The organism is Novipirellula herctigrandis, assembly GCA_007859835.1.
In the GTDB taxonomy this organism is placed as follows: Bacteria; Planctomycetota; Planctomycetia; order Pirellulales; family Pirellulaceae; genus Novipirellula_A; species Novipirellula_A herctigrandis.
The window spans coordinates 7,835,866-7,853,414 of record SJPJ01000001.1; the positions used below are offsets into that span (position 1 = coordinate 7,835,866).

Sequence of the window (17,549 nt, forward strand, 5' to 3'; positions counted from 1 at the left end):
CCTCGGTAACTGAAAGATTGGCGAGGGGTCTGAGTGCGTGCCCCCGTTTGGGATGGTTGCCGTTGACCGCCACTTGGGCCAAGATTCGACGAAGATAGCGAACCTCCTTCGATGCCTGCCTATTCGTCGCTGGATCGTTGTGAGTCACCTCCATGCGTTAAGCGGTTGTTGGTAAGCTCGACAATCGGCCTTTTTGGGTCTGGATCGGGTATTTCTCGGGCATGCGAGAAACCGATCTCGATGGGAGTTGACCTTCACCAAACATCAGACTGCGGCCTTTGCCAAGTTCACCCGGTCGACGGGAATCCCCATTCGATTCATCGACTTCATGCTGCTTGACGCGGATCGGAAGTGAGATACCGCAAGTGTTTTGCCGGGGCAACGGATCTTGGAATTGTATGCCGAGCAAGAGCGACCACGGGTTCCCGTGGGTGAGTCCAGCGCTTCCCCGGCAAATGGCTTTCAGTTCGACGACGGGAAAGGCGTCATTGTTTCGGTCACTCAGCCGTTCTGTCGCACGTGCAACCGATTTTGGCTGACCGCCAATGGACAATTTCGGATTTGCTTGATCGGCAGCGATTCCGGCGACGTCCGAAGTCTCTTGCGAAACGGATCCGACAATCTGGAAATCGCGAATCTGATGGTGGACGCGGTCCTGGCGAAAAAACGCGACCACGGAAGGGACGGTCTATCGTTCAATCGCCCATCACGACCGATGTATTCAATCGGTGGTTGACGCGGCGGCAATCGGCATCGTGATCACAAGGCCCGCGGTGCGATCTTCGTTGCTGGTACGACGCTTGACGTGGCACTTCAGACACTGCGAACCGAGCGTGATCGCGCCGGCGAAGTGGTAGCGATCATTGTTAACCGCTTCGGCAAACGGCTTGCCAGCGGCGAGCGTTTTAACGGCTGTTTTTTCAAAGGCCGTTTCGGGTTGGTGATCAACGTTGACGACATCGGTGTTCACGATCAACCACTTCATTTTTACATCGTAGATTTCGCCCATCTCGTGGAAGACATCTTCGAGCGAAGCTGACGGAATCGCGTGAGCGTTGTCTTCATCAAAAAAGTCGCGATGCATCACTTGCAAGGATCCGCGAACCAACTCGTGTAGCATGTTCGCTCTCGCACGTGCTTCGGTCGCCGTGCTGGCGGGTGTGATGTTCGATTTGATTTCAGATTCGTTTGTTTGGCCCGGCTCACCGGCAATTACCAACGCCGTCATCAGCAACCCAGCAGCAAAGATGATCGAAGCATGGAAAATCTTGAAGCGGTTCATTGTTCTCTCTCAGAGAAGACGGGCCGATCGTCGTCGGGGGCACCCTCGGCGCATTTCTTGCATCCAAGTTCAAAGCCGAGCATGGAATCGCGACCTGCAGGTGATCTCACCCACTCACGATGAACCATGGGGGGGGCGTGGCGGACGTGTTGGTTGTGTCCGCAAGCCAGCTGTGCGACCCAGTGACCTTCGTCGTCACGATGGTAGCCGATAATCGGTTGCTGAATATCGCTGATCGCTTCCTTCATCGCGCGACACTTTCGCAAAGGGGCGCAATGGGACTGGCCGATTCGACCAAGTCCTGAATCGTCACTCCGGCAAACGCTTTTTCGGTGGCCTCGTAGGCTCGGTCAAGTTCCGCATGCAACGGACAAAGGTGCGTGTGAGTCTTGAGTCCCAGCGGGCACTTTTTGATTCGCGCAATGGGTGCGACCGTGTTGATGATGTCAAGGATCGTCACCTTGTTGGTCGCGTGGATCAGTTCGTAGCCACCGCGGGGACCGGAACGCGACTTCACCAATCCCGCGGCGCAGAGGTCTTGAAGCACACGCGTGAGATAGCGGCGTGGCACCTTGGTTTGTTCGGCCAGCAAGTTCGCCGAGACCGGCCGATCGACTTGGCTGCCCATGCAGACGACCGCGCGAAGCGAATATTCAGCGGTTTTAGTGAGCATACGGTTGGTCAAGAAAGAACGTTGAAAAGTACACTTCTCGGTAAACACCACCATGACTTGAGTCGTCATCCATTTTTTATCCTCAATGTGCAACCCAATCACGTTACCTAAACGGGGCGGATCGCGTTGGCTGGCAGCATCTGTCCCAACGTCCGAGAGAGGTAGAAAATGGGGTGTCGAAAATCTGATTCGTAGCTTCCGCGGTGGTCTCCATCGAAAGATACCGCGAAAAGTGTACGTCTGGGTGCAGAAACATTCTAGCTTGCCTTACTCTGGCGAACAATGGCAATGCTGATCACGAACGCAACAACAAGCAATTGTCGCACTGCCCCATCTTTGCGAGCACGTCTTCGACGGCGATCCCACGTTTGTCGCATGCCTGAGCGAGTGAGACTTTGCTACCACAACAGTAGTCAATCTTAAGCGATTCAAAGACACGTGCCCGGGCGGGTGACTGACGAACTTAGTCGCCAACGCTTTGATCGGGATCGAGGGTTAGCATGTTTTGGTTTTCGGGGTAGGGTGCGGAAGATTTTGACACGAACACATTCGGTATAAGATTGCGGGTTGATCGTGATTCGCTGAATCGCATGTTGGAATGATCTACCCTCAATTTTCAACCCAACTCTTTTTTTTTCTAGGCAGCGACTAACTCTTGTTTCGGCGCAAAGAATTCGTAATGCAGGCGGTGTTCGTCGATGCCCAGTGCTTGCAAACAGGCGTGCATGTTTTGCATGAACGGTTTGGGACCGCAGAAGCAGAACTAGAAGTCGGCGACGGCGACGGCGACGGGCGTGAAGTCGCGAAGTGATTCCGTCGTGACGAAACCTTCGAGGTTGCCGTTGTCGATGTCGCCAGCGAGCGGTGCGTCGTAGACCGTCTTGGTCTTCACGTTCGCACCAGTCGCGGCGAGATTAGCTAACTCTGCACCAAACGCTTGCACCTTGCTGTTGCGTGCCGCTTGAATGAAGGAGAGGTGGGCGTCGGGATTTGCGTGGATGATTGACTTGGCCATCGACAACAGTGGCGTCACTTCGATACCGCCCGCAATCAGCAGGACCGGTTTGGCAACCAATGCTGGATCAATCGTGAACTCGCCACAGGGTGGTCCAAGTTCAATGCGGTGCCCTTCTTCAATGCCGTCGTGCAAGTGCGTCGAAATCAGACCGTCGGGTGCGTCGGCGGCCAGAGCCTCTTCGCGTTTGACGCTGATCCGGTAGTGCGGTTGGCTGCTGCAGTCCGACAGGCTGTCGTTGCGGGGTGACGTGGGCGTATGCGGGTGGTCAATGTGGACCGTGATGTACTGGCCGGGTTTGAATGGTGGCAGTGGGCCTTCGTCTTCGGGTTTGAGATACAACGACGTCACGATGTCGCTCTCGGGAATCTTTTCGGCCACCACAAACGTGCGCGTTCCATTCCAGCCGCCCGGTGCGGAGGCTTGCTGTTCGTAGACCGCACCTTCGCGGCCGATGAAGATGTCGGCCAAGAATCCGTAGGCTTCGGAGACCGCTTCGACGATTTCCGGTGTCGCCGCCTCACCCATCACGTCGCCGCTCGCGCCGAGCAGGTTGCTGCCGGCGATCGGGTAGTGCTCCGCTTTGATACCCAGCGATACGTGCTTTTGAACGATCAGCTCGACGGCCGGCATTTGCACGGCGGGATTGTCGATGTGAGTGAAGTAGGCACAGATCGCGCCGGCGAGTGTCTTCGGTTGACCGACGGTGTGCTGGTGAGCCTGATTGAAGAACGCCTTCACTTTCGGATTGGCCTCGAACATCCGTTCGAAAAAACCGTCGCGTGATGGTTTCTGCGTTGGCTGCCACCAGTGGTGTGATTGCCTTGACAATCCGAATCGTTTTTTGCTCAGCATCGAGGGTTCAGTGAAGGAAGGACTGGTGGAGAGAATTCAGACGAAAAAAAACGTCACTTCGAGACATGCACGTTTAGGTATACGCTGAGACAGGCACATCAAGGTGCAGGGTTATCGGGTCCACGTATTTTCCTCGCTCCGTTCTCCACGATGCATCTAAGAACTGCTGGATACGCCCTTCGCGCCGTCACTTGCTTGGCTGGCCAGACCACCTGGGTTAAAACGCCCTCGTCCGTCGACGCGAGTGCCGGCGTCACAAAGATCCCACGACGCTATCTGCACCGAGTGATGCAAAACCTAGCAAATGCGGATTTGGTGGAATCGCGATGTGTTTCCCGAGGCGGCTATTCAAACGCGTGGTCTACGTTGGTAACCGATTGCGAATGATCTTGGTGGTGGGATTGCCGGGCATGATGGTGTCGCACCACATTTCGCCCTCGAAGACGTATCGAATTTGAATCGCTTGTGCCTCGTCGGCCGCGAAGGCAGCTTCGGCGGTCGCCAATGTCACCGCAGCGTCAGTGGCATGCGATTTCATCTGCACTTGTTGAACATCAGCACCACCGGCGAGATCGGCGAACAGCTGCAAGACTTGGTCCTTGGCCCATTCGGCTTGCAGGATTTCGGGAAGCGAGGGTTCGTTGTCGTTCATGATACTAAGTGGGAGAAGCTGACGCAGAGACGCAGACACGGGGAAACGGGGAGAGTACGGGGGCAACGCAGAGAAACCTGGGGCTCAGCTTTGTTTCTGCGTCTCACCGACTCCCCGTCTCTGCGTCAACTTCTTCTCCCCGGCCCAGGGCGAATAAATGTGGGCATCAACAGGATTGCATTTTCGGGTGCGGGGCAAACGTAGCGGCACACGCCGCAGCCGGTGCAAGTGTCTTCGTCGACCGTTGGCTTGCCGTCGGTGACGGTGATCGCTCCGTCGACCGGGCAACGTTCGCTGCATACCGTGCAGGTTGTGTGGTGATGCGCGAGACACAAATGCGGGGTGACTTTCGCCGTACCCATGATCGGCGGGATGGAATCAACGAGCACTCCAGGTTCACACGATGCGATGCAAGGAAAGTCTTCGCACATCATGCACGCAGACGTGTCGGCTTCGATGACCGGCGTGCCGGCGACATTGCCGAGTCGATCGGAGCCTTTACGAATCGCGTCGTACGGACACGCCGTGATGCAGTCACCGCATCGGGTGCAACCGGCCAAGAATTGAGATTCGTCAATCGCGCCTGGTGGACGGAAGACGGGGATCGCTGGCGAGACCGATTTGCGTCCCAAGTCTGTCGGCGGGACGGGGGCGATGTTGATGCCGCCAATGCTTCGCGGCTGTGTCTTGGGGGGCGCCTCCGACGGCGGTTCCTCTTCTGGCTTGGGATACCGCATCACTAACGGTGCAAACTTGGTCGATGGAATGAACTTCCATATTCGACCACGCAGGAGATCGCGTCGGCTTTGGTTGGGTCGGGACGGTGCGAAGAGAAATTTTGACGCCGAGACAGGGAGGCGGAGAGTTGCAGAGACCAAGTGTTGCAACACAGAAAAGAAGCTTTGCGCTGGGCTCTCTGCGTCTCTCCGGCTCTCGTGACTCTGCGTCAACTTCTTATTCTCAGCCAACTAATTCACCACCACATCCAACGGTGGCAGCATCGGAACTTCGTTCATCACCGGGATGGCTTGATCGAGAACGGCCGATGGAGCGTGGCATTGGGTGCAGTTGGTTCGCCAAGGGTGAGTCGATTCCATTCCGGCCCAACCATGCGGGCCGCCGTGGCAAGCGCTGCAATTTTCTCGCATCCACTGGGAATGCGGGATCGTTGGCGGTGCGCCCTGGTAGGCACGTTTGCCCTGTCTCGGTGCTGGCAAACCAACAAAGTTGGTTTCGACATTCGCATCGACGTTTTGAAAGGGTGCCGGTGCCATCGGCGCGTGGCACTGCATACAGTTGCCAAGGAATTGGTGCGACATCACGCTGGCTTTCAAGCCTGCCATCTTCACGCCATTGGAATGACAGGCATAGCAAGCGGCATCGGTTGTTTTTTCGACCGGGTGAGGGATGACCGGCGGCGCGCCGTTGAACGCCCGACGTGATGCTCGCAGCTTGCTCGACGCTTCCTTTTCAGCTTCGCTTGGTTCGATCTTGGTATAGAGATCGTAATCCGCGCCCGGCAACGTTTGAGGCATCGCTTGCCATGACTTCGTCGGTCCCATTGGAGTGTTCGCGATTTCCGCGTAGCTGACCGCCGGGATCAGTTTTGCATCGCTGGCCGCAGTCCGAGCTAGCTCGCGATCGAGCAACGCGGATTCGTAAAGACCATCGGGTTGCGGCACACCGTCGCCGATACCGACGAAGTAACCGATGACTGCAATCGCGATGACCAACGAAAGAAAGATCGTTGTCAGTCGATTCATGACGACACCTTTGCAGCGGTTTTCTTCACGACGCGAACCGCACACTTTTTGTAGTCGGGTTGTTTCGAGAATGGGTCGTGCGCTTCGAGTGTTACATTGTTGATCAACTTGGTTTCGTCAAAGAACGGAACGAAGACCGTGCCTCGTGGCGGTCGCCCGCGTCCGTCAACCCAGACCGGTAATTCGCAAACACCGCGGCGTGACTGGATCGTGACGACTTCACCTTGGCGAATGTTAGCGGCCTTGGCGTCTTCCATGTGCATTTCCACGTAAGCCGTCGGCATCGCTCGGTTCAGCGGGGCGAGCCGGCGTGTCATCGTGCCGGTGTGCCAATGTTCCAGCACTCGACCTGTGCAGAGCCACATTGGGTATTCGTCGTCGGGCATTTCTGGCGGCGGAGCGTATTCGTGGAACCAAATCTGAGCGCGTCCGTCGCTGGATGACGAGTGATAGAAATCGAACTCTTGACCTTCCTTGACGAACGGATCGTCAAACGCAGAGAAGCGAAACCGGGTCTCTCGCCACGAACCGTCTTCTTGTTCGACGACCGGCCAACGCAGCCCACGGGCTTTGACATACTCATCGTAGGGGGCCAAGTTCTTATGCTTCATCGTCGTGAATTGCCGGTACTCCTCGAACAAATGCTTGTCGACATTCGTGTCGTAGTAACGATCGAACTCCCAAACCGGAATCTCTTTGCCGTCTTCGTCTTTGACCGCGAAGATAAACTCGCCGTCCTTGTCCTTCATCCCCTGGTAGCCCATCTCGAACAACTTGTGTGCGATCGCGATCGTCATCCAAGTGTCGTCACGAGCCTCTCCGGGCGGATCGACCATCTTGAACCACTGCTGGGTTCGTCGTTCACTGTTACCGAACATGCCGTTCTTTTCGACCCACATCGCAGCGGGCAGGATCAAGTCGGCCAGCGCGGTGGTCGCGGTCGGATAGACGTCACTGACGATTAAGAATTTGTCTTCGAGACTCTTCTTGTCGTTGAAAAGTGCGTTCAAGTTGGGCAGCGTTTGGCCGGGGTTGGTGACTTGCACGAGCAAGGTAGTGATGTCACCGCCATCATCCGTTGACTTGGTGAATTGATCGAACATCTTTACCGTGTGGTAGCCTGGCACCTCGTTGATGCTACCGGGTTTTAGGTTCCAGAACCCTTCGCATTGCTGGCGGTGTTCTGGTTTCGCAACCACGCGGCCACCAGGTAACGCATGTGCGAGCGTGCCGACTTCGCGAACAGTTCCGCAGGCGGACGGTTGACCGGTGAGGCTGGTTGGGGAGTCGCCGGGACGACCGAAGTGCCCCGACAAAAGATGAACGCCATGAACCAGCGAATTGACCGCTGTGCCCATCGTGTGTTGGTTCATCCCCATGCACCACAGCGACGTGATGCGGATATCACGATTGCCAAACAGATCGGCCAGCATACGGATGTCGTCTGCGGCAACGCCCGACAGCTCCTCAACGTATTCAGGCGTGTACTTGGCAATGCGTTTGCGGAATTCGTCTTCGCTGATTTGCTCGCCCTGCAGCGTCGGCGTGACTTCTTCGGCACCGCGGAAGTTGCAGTGCTTCTCGACAAACGATTTGTCGTAATTGTCGTTTTCGATTAGCAAATGCATGATACCGAGCGAAATCGCGACATCGCCGTGTGGTTTCATTTCGAGATAATCGTTCGCCGCGTCGGTGGTTCGCGTTCGACGCGTGCCGATGTCGATGATACGAATGTTTTCGCCGCGTGACCGACGATCGGTCACTCGCGAGAACAACACCGGGTGCATTTCCGCCGGGTTGTTGCCCCATGTGATCAGCACGTTGCATTCGTCGAGGTCTTGATAACAACCGGCCGGTTCGTCGACGCCGTAGGTTGCCAAGAAGCCAGTCACCGCCGACGCCATGCACAGACGCGCGTTGGGATCGATGTGGTTGTTACCGAGTCCGCCCTTCATGAATTTCTGAGCGGCGTAGCCTTCGGGGATCGTCCATTGGCCGGAGCCATAGAAAGCGAACGTGTCGGGCGAATCAAAGATCCGTTTTGCAATGATCTCGATCGCTTCGTCCCACTCAATTTCCGTCAATTGACCATCTTTGCGAAGCAGCGGTTTGGTTAGTCGGTCTTTCCCGTAGAGAATGCCCCCGACGTGATAGCCTTTGACGCACAACAAACCTTTGTTGACGTCAGCAGCCTTATCGCCGGCAACCGCGACGACGCGACCGTCTTCCACCCCGACTTGAACGTGGCATCCGGTTCCACAAAATCGACAGGGGGCTTTGTTCCACGACAGCCCATCAGCATCAGGCAGATCACTGACGCCTTCGTCAGCTTGGACGACCGGTAGCCCAGTGTTGCCGGCAACCATCGAACCGGCTGCAGCCATCGCGGCGGATTTCAAGAAATTACGACGCTTAGAGTCCATCATGTTTCGTTCCTGATTGAATCAAGTTTGTTGGTCTCGGCGGTTTCATCAAACGCGACCATGGCGACGGCCAAGTCGATCACTCCTGGCAACTGTTGTACCGTGTTCCAAATTTCCTGATCGCGGCGTTTGGTTTCTGAATCGACCACGATCGCCAGCTTACTGCCCGCGGATTCGCCGAGGTCTATCTCAGGAATCGCAGCGATTGACTCGATGCTGTCGGCATGTTCCGCGACCGAGGATCCAAAGGTGACGACGAGTCCGCTGATTGGCACCGTGCTTGCATTCCTGAAAAGTGGAACCATGTTCGAAACTGAGGTATCGCTAAGGCGCACCTCAATGTATACATTGTGTGTCGTCAGTGAAACCTCATTTGGAACAGAATTTCATGCCGCGAGTCGCTAATCTGTTTTTCGCCGGCGTCGTGTGTTTGACCGCTTCGATGTTTCTGGTGGCCGTTTGGCAGTCTGGCACGCGAGCGAATCTGCAAAACACCCGTGACGATCGCGCTCAGGTTGCGCAGCAAAGTGGCGTAGGCTTGCAGCCGGCGAAGGATGCTGATCGCAAGCCGGAAGCTGACGCCACGAAATATCCCGTCATCATCCGCAAACCCTCTGGCCCACCGCGAATTGAACTCGGCGGCACCGACCCACAAGGCCGAACCGGCAGCGTTGCGTGCTCGACTTGCCACAGTGTTCGCAAACCAAACTTGGAAAACAAAACGGCCGCGACGCTGGATGAATTTCACCAAGGCATGACATTCAATCACGGCACCATCGCCTGCTATGCCTGCCACAATCCGGGCGATTCGGACGCTCTACGGTTGGCCGACGGAAGCACGGTTACCTACGAAAACGTCATGACGCTGTGCTCGCAATGCCACAGCAAGCAAGCCGAATCGTTCGCTCACGGTGCTCATGGTGGCATGAACGGTCACTGGGATTTAAGTCGCGGTCCGCAAATGAAGAACAACTGCATCGACTGCCACGATCCGCACGCACCGAGCTATCCCAAGATGATCGTCGGCTTCAAGCCCAAGGATCGTTTCAACGAACCTTCCATCGACGACCATGACCACGAAGGAGCAGCCTCACATGACGAGCACTGAACCGAGCAAAAACCGTTCGCTCCCGATCGTTGAAAACTTTACCCGACGAGCCGCCGTGAAGGGTGCCTTTGCGACGTTGGGTGCAGGGGCATTTGTTGCCGCGATCTCGCCGTTGCGTCAAGCTGCGAAGAACACCACGGCCGCCGAGTTCATGCAGCAGCACTACACGGAGCTATCACCCGAGCAAAAAGCCGACGTGATCGCTCGCTTGGAAGCGGAAACGAAAGAGAAATACGGCGCGGACGTTACCATCGCCGATGACCGACCGATTCCCGGCACCAAGTTCGTCTACGCAATCAACCTGAGCGTCTGCAACGGTAATGGCAAGTGCGTTGAAGCGTGCCACAAAGAAAACAACCATGACCGAGCAACCAATCAGTCCTACATTCGCGTGCTTGAAATGCCCAAAGGCACGATGGACATGGAACAAGGATCGACGACCTACTCCGGTGCGGTTCCCAAAGACGACAAGTTCTATCTGCCCGTCCAGTGCCAACAGTGCGACGAGCCGCCATGCGTTGACGTTTGTCCGGTCAAGGCGACGTGGAAGGAAGAAGATGGCATTGTGGTCGTCGACTACAACTGGTGCATCGGTTGCCGGTATTGCGAAGCCGCCTGCCCCTATCACGCTCGGCGTTTCAATTGGAAGGAACCTGAAGTTCCAACCAAAGAGATCAACCCGGACCAAAGCTACTTGAGCAATCGAGTCCGTCCGGTCGGCGTCGTCGAAAAATGCACGTACTGCCTGCACCGAACCCGCCGCGGCAAGTTGCCAGCGTGTCTGGAAGCGTGCCCGACCGGTGCCCGCGTTTTCGGCAACATCTTGGACAAGGATTCCAATATCCGCTGGATCCTTGAAAACAAGCGTGTCTACATCCTCAAAGAAGAACTCGGCACCAAGCCAGCGTTTTTCTATTACTTCGATTAGTCAGCCGCCGCGCGTGGCGTAAGCTTCCAGCTTGCGATTCCATGTTGACGGCAAGCTGGAAGCTTACCCCACGAAAATCATGAGTAGCATTCCCGCCAACGAAACGCACATCACGAGCTACCCGAGATTCATCGGACGTTCGCTATGGCTCGCTACCGAAGGATCGTTCGGCTTTTATGCTTGGATGACCGCGCTGACCGCCGTGTTCTTGGTCGGTGCGAATGCCTGGGCCAACCAGGTCGCCGGTGGCATGATCGGCACCAATATGACCGATCAGGTTTCCTGGGGTTTGTACATCGCGAACTTCACCTTCATGGTCGGCCTGGCCGCCGGTGGTGTGATGATGGTGATTCCAGCGTACCTGTATCACGACCGCAAGATGCACGACGTCGTCATCATCGGCGAACTGCTTGCGATTGCCGCGATCGTGATGTGTTTGATGTTCGTGATGGCCGACCTCGGTCGCCCTGACCGGTTCTGGCACATGGTGCCGGGCATCGGCAAATTCAATTGGCCGATCTCGATGCTGACCTGGGACGTGATCGTCTTGAACGGTTACCTCATTTTGAACCTGCATATCTGCGGCTACTTGCTTTACATGCGATTCCTCGGTCGCAAACCCAACCCGGTTTGGTACGTGCCGTTCGTGATGTTATCGATCGTCTGGGCGATTTCGATTCACACCATCACCGCGTTTCTATACTGCGGCCTCGGCGGACGACCGTTTTGGAACACGGCCTTGCTGGCGCCTCGATTCCTCGCGTCCGCGTTTGTTTCCGGCCCCGCGTTCATCATTGTCGCGATGATCTTGATCAAACGACTCACCGGCGTGGTGGGGCTCGATGATCCGATCGCGACCCTGACAAAGATTATCCGCGTCACGATCCTGATCAACCTGCTGATGGTCGCATCGGAACTCTTCACCGAGTTCTACACCGGCGGTTCGCACGTCAGTGCCGCGAAGTACCTATTCTTCGGTCTGCACGGCAAAACGGCGCTCGTGCCGTGGACCTGGACCGCAATCGCAATGAACATCGCGGCGGCCTTGCTATTCCTTTGGCCCGGACTGTTGTCACTGAAATGGCGACCGCTTCTGGTCACCGCTTGCATGATGGCTTTCATCGGAGCGTGGATCGAAAAAGGCATGGGCCTGATTGTCCCCGGTTTCATCCCCAGCACGCTGCACGAGGTCGTTGAATACATCCCCAGCCAGCTCGAGTGGAAAGTCACCGTCGGCATTTGGGCGTTCGGTTTGATGGTCTTCACCATCGCAATCAAGACTGCTTTGCCGACGCTGAAGCAATCGTCCGACCACTAAAATAGAATCACGAGACTCCGTCGCCGGACGGCTCCGGTCAACTTTGTTACCAACATCGTCGAATCGCAAACGGCCGTCAGGCTGTGCAGTTGGCCGGTTGGCATGACCAAACGCATCACGTTCATCGGGGCGGATTTGATCCGCACCTTGGGCTTGCGTTCGGTATCGGATTCAAAGTCCAGAATGTCAATCCGTTGTCCATCGATTGTGGTTTACGTCATTGCAATTGCTTCCTTCAAAGGGTGGGAGCCATCCAAAACGCCGCCAGCACGGTGCCGACGACCAGCGTCCATTCGACGCGTTTGAGTTGTCTGGCGTGAGGCGGATTAACCATCTGACATCAAGACATCAAGACATCAAGAACATCGGCAGCGTTGTGATCGGAAACCCGAAGCCGGTGAAGGGCAACATGCTAACCAGTACCGAAAATCCAACTGTGGCGGCCCAGTGAAATCGTATCGGTTGGCGTTTCTGGTCCGCGATCACGCCTCGAGCAGCCATCATTGTCGCAGCAAACCCGATCAACAAAACGCCCCAGGCTTCCAAGGTTTGCGGAGCGGAAAGTTCACCGACCAAGTCGATCCGCAATAACTTCGCAACTACCCAATGCGCCAGTTCGAGTAGCTGTTGGTCTGGCAACTGAAGTAATCCGTGCTGCATCGCGCCACCAATGGGTAGTGCAGATGAGCAAAGTTGACGCGGCGAGTCTTCAGTTTCATAACAAAGCGCCGATAGAACGTTGTCAGGGCACTCTTGGTCCAGGCTTCTACTGTCGTGAAGTCGACTGAGGCCAGCACGTCCCAGTGCGCACTCAGGAATGTTTCCCACGATCCTGTGCGTTTGCGAGTCGCTGCCGGCTCAATACCGTGGGCTTTAAGGATGTTTCCAATGGTGGGGTCGGTGATGTGGTAGCCGACGTTCGAAAACGCACCGCTGATTCAGTCGTAGCCCCAAGTCGGGTTGTCTGTCGCGAGCTTCACGGTCAAATCAACGACTACTTCGCGGACCCTTGGCCAGCCATGTGTTTTCTCTTTGTGATCGGAGTAGTCCCACTTATTGGCAACCAATTGTCGATGCCATCGCCGGATTGTGTCCGGTGTGAACAGAGTCCCAAACTGCTCGAGTTGTTTTCGGCTTAGGATTTTGCCTTTGACTGCCAAACGACGCCGCTGGTCATCGGTCAGCAAGATCCGCTTCTTGCCGAGCTTCTCTTTAAGAACGGCATTCTCGGTGCGAAGGTAACCAATGACTTGTTGTTGTGATTCCAGTGAGAACAGTTGCGGGAACTTTATGGACGCGATTAAGTATGTCAATTCAGCTGAGGTTCATTGCTCACAAAACTTGAATTTCCGTTTCTTCCGTGTCTAATGGTCGGCTGATGTTTTTTGACCGGACGCGTTTTCAGAACAATTGTATTATAGGACAGAAATTTGAAGGCAGTAGTCATTGCATTGTTGCTTGTTTTGCCCGTCAGCATCCTCGCGGATGATTCCATTCAGGACGACTCGCACCACGATGTGCCTCCCGAAACGTTAGCAGTTCTCATCGCTGACCAGGCTGATAACCGTATCCGACTCTTCGATCCACTCAATACGGACATTCATAGGGCCACGTTGTGGTGCTACCCGGGTGAAGACGAAAAAACACATCACTACAGGCCAACGGATGCGAAGCGCGTAGAGATTGATGGTGTCGTTCATGTCCTTGCCGCATATCATGGTCGAGTGCGGTTGGTGCGGTTCAGTGATCGAATGCTGATCCAAGACTATTCCACGCTCAGCAGTTGTCATTCGGCGGAAATATTGCCAGGCGGTGCAATCGTAAGTGCCAATAGCAACCACGGCATATTGCGGTTGCACCATTCAGAGGACGAGTTTTTCGATTTGAAAATACCGTATGCGCACGGATTGGCCTGGGACAAAGTTCGCAATTGCCTTTGGGTACTTGGAGACTTCCTGTATTGCATCAATTATTTAGAAGGCAGGCTTGTTTTGGACCGGAAGTTTAAATTGCCACTCAGTCCAACGGGTCACGATCTTTTTCCATTGCGGGAAGATGCGGCGTTGTTGATCAGCAACAATGAGGCGTTGTTTTCATTTGACATCAAGACTGAAAAGTTTGAGATGATCTTCGCGTTGAGGAACATCAAGAGTGCAAGCCAACATCTTGACGGCTCTATCTGGGTGAGTGAACCCAAAGAAATTGAGGGTGCTAAGGAATGGCAAAGCAATGCGTTTATATCGTTGAATTCAAAAGCAGGAGTGAAGCGATACTCCAGAGAGACTTCAAGGTTTTACAAAGCTCGTTGGTGGCAACAGGTCAGTTTTAGTTATTAGTCAAGCTGACATAGACTGGGTCGCCCGAAACAGTGGGGATGCGTGTTTCGCAATCGTAGGCAGAAAGACACGCCGCCCATAACCCAGCAGCGTTTTGCGTGCACGTTTCCGCTGGGTTATTCGCTAAAGCAGCGTTTTGCCCATAACCCCCACAGAGAGTCTCCGGAAAGCGTTTCGTAATCCGTCTGGCCCACTCAACTTCGATTACACCCGTCGGTTTACTCCGACCGCCGGGTTGCCGAGCAAGCCGACGTTGGTCTTCATGACTGGCGCCGGCATTTTTCGTGATTTCACGGTGATTCGGTTTGCTCTCGGACTCTCCGTTGAGAGGTTTGATTGCTCCGCCGGCTAGGTTCTGGGAGGGGGTTGGACGCGTGTGGCGTTGAATCTTTGTGAGCTCCCTGGGTGATCAGAGATCTGGGACGAGCTATATTCGTTATCGGCGTTGTCACGTCGCCTCTCAAAAACGCACTTGCCTTAGCGTTGCACTGTTTTGAGAGACCATGATCTCCCGAAAAAAACACAACAGGATGGAAACCGGCATGCTTCGAAGACTCCTCGCTTTGTCATTGACGATTTGTTCGATGAGTTCATTGCCTGCCAATGAGCCCGCGTCCGCCTCGCCCGGCAAACGTCCAAACATCATTTGGCTATCCTGCGAAGACATTAGTGCACATATCGGGTGCTACGGCGACGAAGATGCGATCACGCCCAACATCGACGGACTTGCCAAGCAAGGTGTCCGATACTCCAACGTCTTTACGACAGCCGGTGTTTGTGCGCCGTGTCGGTCAGCGATCATCACGGGGATCTACCAATCGACGCTCGGGACGCATCACATGCGATGCAATGCAAAACTTCCTGATTTCGTTAAGCCCTTTTCAACCTACATGCGACAGGCAGGGTATTACTGCACAAACAACAGCAAAGAGGACTATCAGTTTAAAACACCGAAGGGTTCCTGGGATGAGTCCAGCCGTAAGGCACATTGGAAAAATCGCAAAGACGACTCCCAGCCATTTTTTGCAGTCTTCAATTTTGGCGGCTGTCACGAAAGCGGAATTGCGAATGAGGAGAAATACAACGAAGTCACCAAGGTCCTGAGCAACAATCAACGACAGGATCCCGACAACCTCACTTTGCCGCCGTACTATCCCGACACGCCGATCGTACGTGAAGATTGGAAACGAAACTACGAACTGATCACTGCCATGGATCTCTGGGTAGCTGAAAGGATTCAGGAACTCAAAGACCATGGCGTCTACGAAGACACGATTATTATGTTTTGGTCCGACCACGGAGTCGGCCTGCCCCGCGCCAAACGCTGGTTGTACGAGTCGGGAACGCGAATCCCGCTCGTTATTCGAATCCCTGAATCGTTTCGGATCGCCAACCAAGGCATGCCCGCAACGGTCGACGACCAACTGATCAGCAGTCTCGATTTTGCTCCAACGGTCTTGAACTTGGCGAGTATCAAGCTGCCAGAATATTTTCAGGGTCGCGCTTTCCTGGGCCAAAACCTGACCCAACCGCGAGACTACGTGTTTGGCGCTCGAGATCGAATGGACGAGCGTTACGACATCATTCGTGCCGTTCGCGACAAACAATTTCGATACATTCGCAACTATGAACCGTTCAAACCGTACTATCAATACATGAACACGCCCGAAAAAGGGGCGACGATGAAAGAACTACGTCGTGTCTTTGCGGAGGGTAAACTTCCCGAACCCGCCGCTTTGTTTATGTCGGACAGCAAGCCCGCGGAGGAACTGTACGATCTGCAATCGGATCCCTACGAAATCAACAATCTCGCAGCAGACGAAGCCTACAAGGAAGTTCTCGACCGAATGCGTGATGTGCATTTGGACTGGGTTGTTGAGACCCGCGATATCGGCTTGATCCCCGAATCCGAAATCCAACGTCGCGAGAAGACGACCAGTGCCCGTTACAACATTCTGCTGAATGCCGATCCTAAACTGATCGAGCGAATCCGTAACGTCGCTAACCTAGCGATCGGCGGAACAGAGAACTTCCCCAAACTCGTCGCCGCTCTCGACGATCAGGATTCCGTGGTCCGTTATTGGGCGGCAATCGGAATCGGGAATTTATCCGACGTCGCCTCGTCAGCGAAGCCAAAACTCATCTCAGCGATTCAGGATGAAGCACCTTGCGTTCGGATCGCGGCAGCCCGTGCCTTGTTGAAGTTGAACTCGCCGGAGTTGGCCTTACCTGTACTAAAACAAGAACTGGCCAGCGAGCATGAATGGGGACGATTGCGAGCGGCAATCGTATTAGGCGAAGCAGGAGAGTTGGCCCAGCCATTGATTCCCGAAATGAAAGCCTGCTTGAAAGACCAACCCAACAAATACATCACGCGGGTCGCAAATCGAACGTTGAATGTGCTGTTGGGTACCGACAACGTGGTCAACTGACCGATGTGATTTTCTGTTTTGGGCACGCGGGCAAAAAATGGAACTGGCATTTTGGTTGGTGTTATCCGCAGTTGCGTGGGTAGATGGACTCCGGTTCTATGTCGAGATTGTGTCCAGACCGTGTGGCGCTGGCGTTAAGTGGTCGAAAGCGGCGGCAACGTACAGCAGACATCACATTGATGTTTTGAGATTCGAGTGGTGCGGAGCGAGTGAAGACCAGACGAACTAAACGACGCGTTGATGCGATCAAAGCAAGCCACCGAGGTGCTCGGTTGCTTCGATCGCAACATCCATGTCTGGCGGGCGATCCATGGGCACGATTAATTTGTTGTCCAAACCCCAATGATTTCGCTTCGTGTAATAAGGATCGAGGAAACCCCGAACAGTTTTTGGCATCGCGTTCTCGCCAAAGAGAATCAGTTTATGAAGGCACTCGCACTTCAGCGATCAAAAAAAGGCGTTTCAAATAGACGTTCAAATTTGAGCTTCACGGTGGTAACCGAACGGGCCTCACGCCTTCGTTGCGTAGGAAGTTTCGAATCGCCTTACGGAATGTTGCATCGCGGTCCATAATCAAGTACTTCTTGTTGTTTAGAAAGCTATCCTCGTTGTGGGTCAACTCGCGGGCAATCGTCTTCATCCATGCCTCGTTCGGATGGGTGGTGCAGGTGAGCAAAGTTGACGCGTCGTGTTTTCAGTTCCATGACAAAAAGCAATTAGAACGTTGTCAGGCCACTCTTGGTCCAGACTTCCGCTGTGGTGAA

At 54.7% G+C, this 17,549-nt stretch carries 19 protein-coding genes and 2 pseudogenes; 7 read left to right on the forward strand and 14 right to left on the reverse strand.

The features are described 5' to 3' along the window. Nucleotides 1-427 precede the first annotated feature (427 nt). Nucleotides 428-736: a GTP 3',8-cyclase MoaA family protein gene (locus CA13_RS28490; RefSeq protein WP_419195171.1), complete on the forward strand. Its 309-nt coding sequence runs from the start codon at nucleotides 428-430 to the stop codon at nucleotides 734-736. Here CA13_RS28490 and CA13_RS28495 read toward each other — a convergent pair. From CA13_RS28495 to hmpA, 5 genes and pseudogenes are all read right to left on the reverse strand, one after another. Beyond that, nucleotides 722-1,282 (reverse strand): c-type heme family protein, encoded by a 561-nt coding sequence (locus CA13_RS28495; RefSeq protein WP_146402460.1) that lies wholly within the window; start codon nucleotides 1,280-1,282, stop codon nucleotides 722-724. The genes CA13_RS28490 and CA13_RS28495 overlap by 15 nt on opposite strands. Beyond that, on the reverse strand, nucleotides 1,279-1,530 hold the full coding sequence (locus tag CA13_RS28500; protein ID WP_146402462.1) for a DUF3565 domain-containing protein: 252 nt from the start codon (nucleotides 1,528-1,530) through the stop codon (nucleotides 1,279-1,281). Before CA13_RS28500 ends, CA13_RS28495 begins: the two co-directional genes overlap by 4 nt. After that, nucleotides 1,527-2,024 carry an RrF2 family transcriptional regulator gene (locus CA13_RS28505; RefSeq protein WP_473087500.1) on the reverse strand — a complete coding sequence of 166 codons (498 nt, stop codon included), beginning with the start codon at nucleotides 2,022-2,024 and terminating at the stop codon, nucleotides 1,527-1,529. Before CA13_RS28505 ends, CA13_RS28500 begins: the two co-directional genes overlap by 4 nt. A gap of 226 nt (nucleotides 2,025-2,250) precedes the next feature. Continuing rightward, nucleotides 2,251-2,406 (reverse strand): annotated as a pseudogene (locus tag CA13_RS28510) (DUF542 domain-containing protein); the annotation flags it as partial. A gap of 186 nt (nucleotides 2,407-2,592) precedes the next feature. Continuing rightward, a pseudogene (hmpA, locus tag CA13_RS28515) lies at nucleotides 2,593-3,808 on the reverse strand (NO-inducible flavohemoprotein). 167 nt (nucleotides 3,809-3,975) lie between these two features. Here hmpA and CA13_RS28520 point away from each other — a divergent pair. After that, entirely contained in the window at nucleotides 3,976-4,212 is a 237-nt protein-coding gene (locus tag CA13_RS28520; RefSeq protein ID WP_146402464.1) for an Rrf2 family transcriptional regulator, read from the forward strand. Here CA13_RS28520 and CA13_RS28525 read toward each other — a convergent pair. The 5 genes from CA13_RS28525 to CA13_RS28545 all read right to left on the reverse strand — a co-directional run bounded on the left by CA13_RS28525 (nucleotide 4,187) and on the right by CA13_RS28545 (nucleotide 8,968). Next, nucleotides 4,187-4,477 carry a hypothetical protein gene (locus tag CA13_RS28525; protein WP_146402465.1) on the reverse strand — a complete coding sequence of 97 codons (291 nt, stop codon included), beginning with the start codon at nucleotides 4,475-4,477 and terminating at the stop codon, nucleotides 4,187-4,189. The two genes, CA13_RS28520 and CA13_RS28525, sit on opposite strands and share 26 nt — an antisense overlap. Before the next feature lie 125 nt (nucleotides 4,478-4,602). Beyond that, nucleotides 4,603-5,214, reverse strand: a complete 612-nt coding sequence (locus tag CA13_RS28530) for a 4Fe-4S dicluster domain-containing protein (protein ID WP_419194945.1) — start codon at nucleotides 5,212-5,214, stop codon at nucleotides 4,603-4,605. 231 nt (nucleotides 5,215-5,445) lie between these two features. Beyond that, the gene (locus CA13_RS28535) at nucleotides 5,446-6,240 is read right to left on the reverse strand and encodes a diheme cytochrome c precursor (protein ID WP_146402467.1); all 795 of its coding nucleotides are present in this window, start codon (nucleotides 6,238-6,240) and stop codon (nucleotides 5,446-5,448) included. Further along, the gene (locus tag CA13_RS28540; RefSeq protein WP_146402469.1) at nucleotides 6,237-8,666 is read right to left on the reverse strand and encodes a molybdopterin-dependent oxidoreductase; all 2,430 of its coding nucleotides are present in this window, start codon (nucleotides 8,664-8,666) and stop codon (nucleotides 6,237-6,239) included. Before CA13_RS28540 ends, CA13_RS28535 begins: the two co-directional genes overlap by 4 nt. After that, entirely contained in the window at nucleotides 8,663-8,968 is a 306-nt protein-coding gene (locus CA13_RS28545; RefSeq protein WP_419194946.1) for a chaperone NapD, read from the reverse strand. Before CA13_RS28545 ends, CA13_RS28540 begins: the two co-directional genes overlap by 4 nt. Before the next feature lie 83 nt (nucleotides 8,969-9,051). On the opposite strand from CA13_RS28545, the gene CA13_RS28550 reads away from it, so the two are divergent. The 3 genes from CA13_RS28550 (at nucleotide 9,052) to dsrP (ending at nucleotide 12,017) form a co-directional block, all read left to right on the forward strand. Beyond that, entirely contained in the window at nucleotides 9,052-9,771 is a 720-nt protein-coding gene (locus CA13_RS28550) for a cytochrome c3 family protein (protein WP_146402470.1), read from the forward strand. After that, nucleotides 9,758-10,699, forward strand: a complete 942-nt coding sequence (locus tag CA13_RS28555; protein ID WP_146402472.1) for a 4Fe-4S dicluster domain-containing protein — start codon at nucleotides 9,758-9,760, stop codon at nucleotides 10,697-10,699. Before CA13_RS28550 ends, CA13_RS28555 begins: the two co-directional genes overlap by 14 nt. Nucleotides 10,700-10,778: 79 nt before the next feature. Continuing rightward, entirely contained in the window at nucleotides 10,779-12,017 is a 1,239-nt protein-coding gene (gene dsrP, locus CA13_RS28560; protein WP_146402473.1) for a sulfate reduction electron transfer complex DsrMKJOP subunit DsrP, read from the forward strand. 348 nt (nucleotides 12,018-12,365) lie between these two features. On the opposite strand, the gene CA13_RS28565 is transcribed toward dsrP, so the two are convergent. Both CA13_RS28565 and CA13_RS28570 read right to left on the reverse strand, forming a co-directional pair. Next, the gene (locus CA13_RS28565; RefSeq protein ID WP_419194947.1) at nucleotides 12,366-12,677 is read right to left on the reverse strand and encodes a hypothetical protein; all 312 of its coding nucleotides are present in this window, start codon (nucleotides 12,675-12,677) and stop codon (nucleotides 12,366-12,368) included. Nucleotides 12,678-12,955: 278 nt separating this feature from the next. Beyond that, nucleotides 12,956-13,330, reverse strand: coding sequence for a hypothetical protein (locus CA13_RS28570; RefSeq protein WP_146402476.1), 375 nt, complete (start codon nucleotides 13,328-13,330; stop codon nucleotides 12,956-12,958). 117 nt (nucleotides 13,331-13,447) lie between these two features. Between CA13_RS28570 and CA13_RS28575 the strand changes: the two genes are divergently transcribed. Continuing rightward, nucleotides 13,448-14,353, forward strand: a complete 906-nt coding sequence (locus CA13_RS28575; RefSeq protein ID WP_146402478.1) for a DUF6528 family protein — start codon at nucleotides 13,448-13,450, stop codon at nucleotides 14,351-14,353. Nucleotides 14,354-14,895: 542 nt separating this feature from the next. Continuing rightward, nucleotides 14,896-16,785: a sulfatase-like hydrolase/transferase gene (locus CA13_RS28580; protein WP_419194948.1), complete on the forward strand. Its 1,890-nt coding sequence runs from the start codon at nucleotides 14,896-14,898 to the stop codon at nucleotides 16,783-16,785. 246 nt (nucleotides 16,786-17,031) lie between these two features. Here the strand turns inward: CA13_RS28580 and CA13_RS35790 are convergent, their stop codons facing one another. Together CA13_RS35790 and CA13_RS35795 are read right to left on the reverse strand one after the other, a co-directional pair. Next, entirely contained in the window at nucleotides 17,032-17,181 is a 150-nt protein-coding gene (locus CA13_RS35790) for a hypothetical protein (protein WP_419194949.1), read from the reverse strand. 91 nt (nucleotides 17,182-17,272) lie between these two features. Continuing rightward, complete coding sequence (locus tag CA13_RS35795) at nucleotides 17,273-17,425, reverse strand: hypothetical protein (RefSeq protein WP_419194950.1); 153 nt, start codon at nucleotides 17,423-17,425, stop codon at nucleotides 17,273-17,275. Nucleotides 17,426-17,549: the final 124 nt, after the last annotated feature.

Coding starts and splice junctions, on each gene's coding strand:
- CA13_RS28495 (WP_146402460.1), bottom strand. CDS start 1,282: ATGAACCGCTTCAAGATTTTCCATGCTTCGATCATCTTTGCTGCTGGG.
- CA13_RS28500 (WP_146402462.1), bottom strand. CDS start 1,530: ATGAAGGAAGCGATCAGCGATATTCAGCAACCGATTATCGGCTACCAT.
- CA13_RS28505 (WP_473087500.1), bottom strand. CDS start 2,024: ATGACGACTCAAGTCATGGTGGTGTTTACCGAGAAGTGTACTTTTCAA.
- CA13_RS28520 (WP_146402464.1), top strand. CDS start 3,976: ATGCATCTAAGAACTGCTGGATACGCCCTTCGCGCCGTCACTTGCTTG.
- CA13_RS28525 (WP_146402465.1), bottom strand. CDS start 4,477: ATGAACGACAACGAACCCTCGCTTCCCGAAATCCTGCAAGCCGAATGG.
- CA13_RS28530 (WP_419194945.1), bottom strand. CDS start 5,214: ATGCGGTATCCCAAGCCAGAAGAGGAACCGCCGTCGGAGGCGCCCCCC.
- CA13_RS28535 (WP_146402467.1), bottom strand. CDS start 6,240: ATGAATCGACTGACAACGATCTTTCTTTCGTTGGTCATCGCGATTGCA.
- CA13_RS28540 (WP_146402469.1), bottom strand. CDS start 8,666: ATGATGGACTCTAAGCGTCGTAATTTCTTGAAATCCGCCGCGATGGCT.
- CA13_RS28545 (WP_419194946.1), bottom strand. CDS start 8,968: ATGGTTCCACTTTTCAGGAATGCAAGCACGGTGCCAATCAGCGGACTC.
- CA13_RS28550 (WP_146402470.1), top strand. CDS start 9,052: ATGCCGCGAGTCGCTAATCTGTTTTTCGCCGGCGTCGTGTGTTTGACC.
- CA13_RS28555 (WP_146402472.1), top strand. CDS start 9,758: ATGACGAGCACTGAACCGAGCAAAAACCGTTCGCTCCCGATCGTTGAA.
- dsrP (WP_146402473.1), top strand. CDS start 10,779: ATGAGTAGCATTCCCGCCAACGAAACGCACATCACGAGCTACCCGAGA.
- CA13_RS28565 (WP_419194947.1), bottom strand. CDS start 12,677: ATGCAGCACGGATTACTTCAGTTGCCAGACCAACAGCTACTCGAACTG.
- CA13_RS28580 (WP_419194948.1), top strand. CDS start 14,896: ATGCTTCGAAGACTCCTCGCTTTGTCATTGACGATTTGTTCGATGAGT.
- CA13_RS35790 (WP_419194949.1), bottom strand. CDS start 17,181: ATGCCAAAAACTGTTCGGGGTTTCCTCGATCCTTATTACACGAAGCGA.
- CA13_RS35795 (WP_419194950.1), bottom strand. CDS start 17,425: ATGAAGACGATTGCCCGCGAGTTGACCCACAACGAGGATAGCTTTCTA.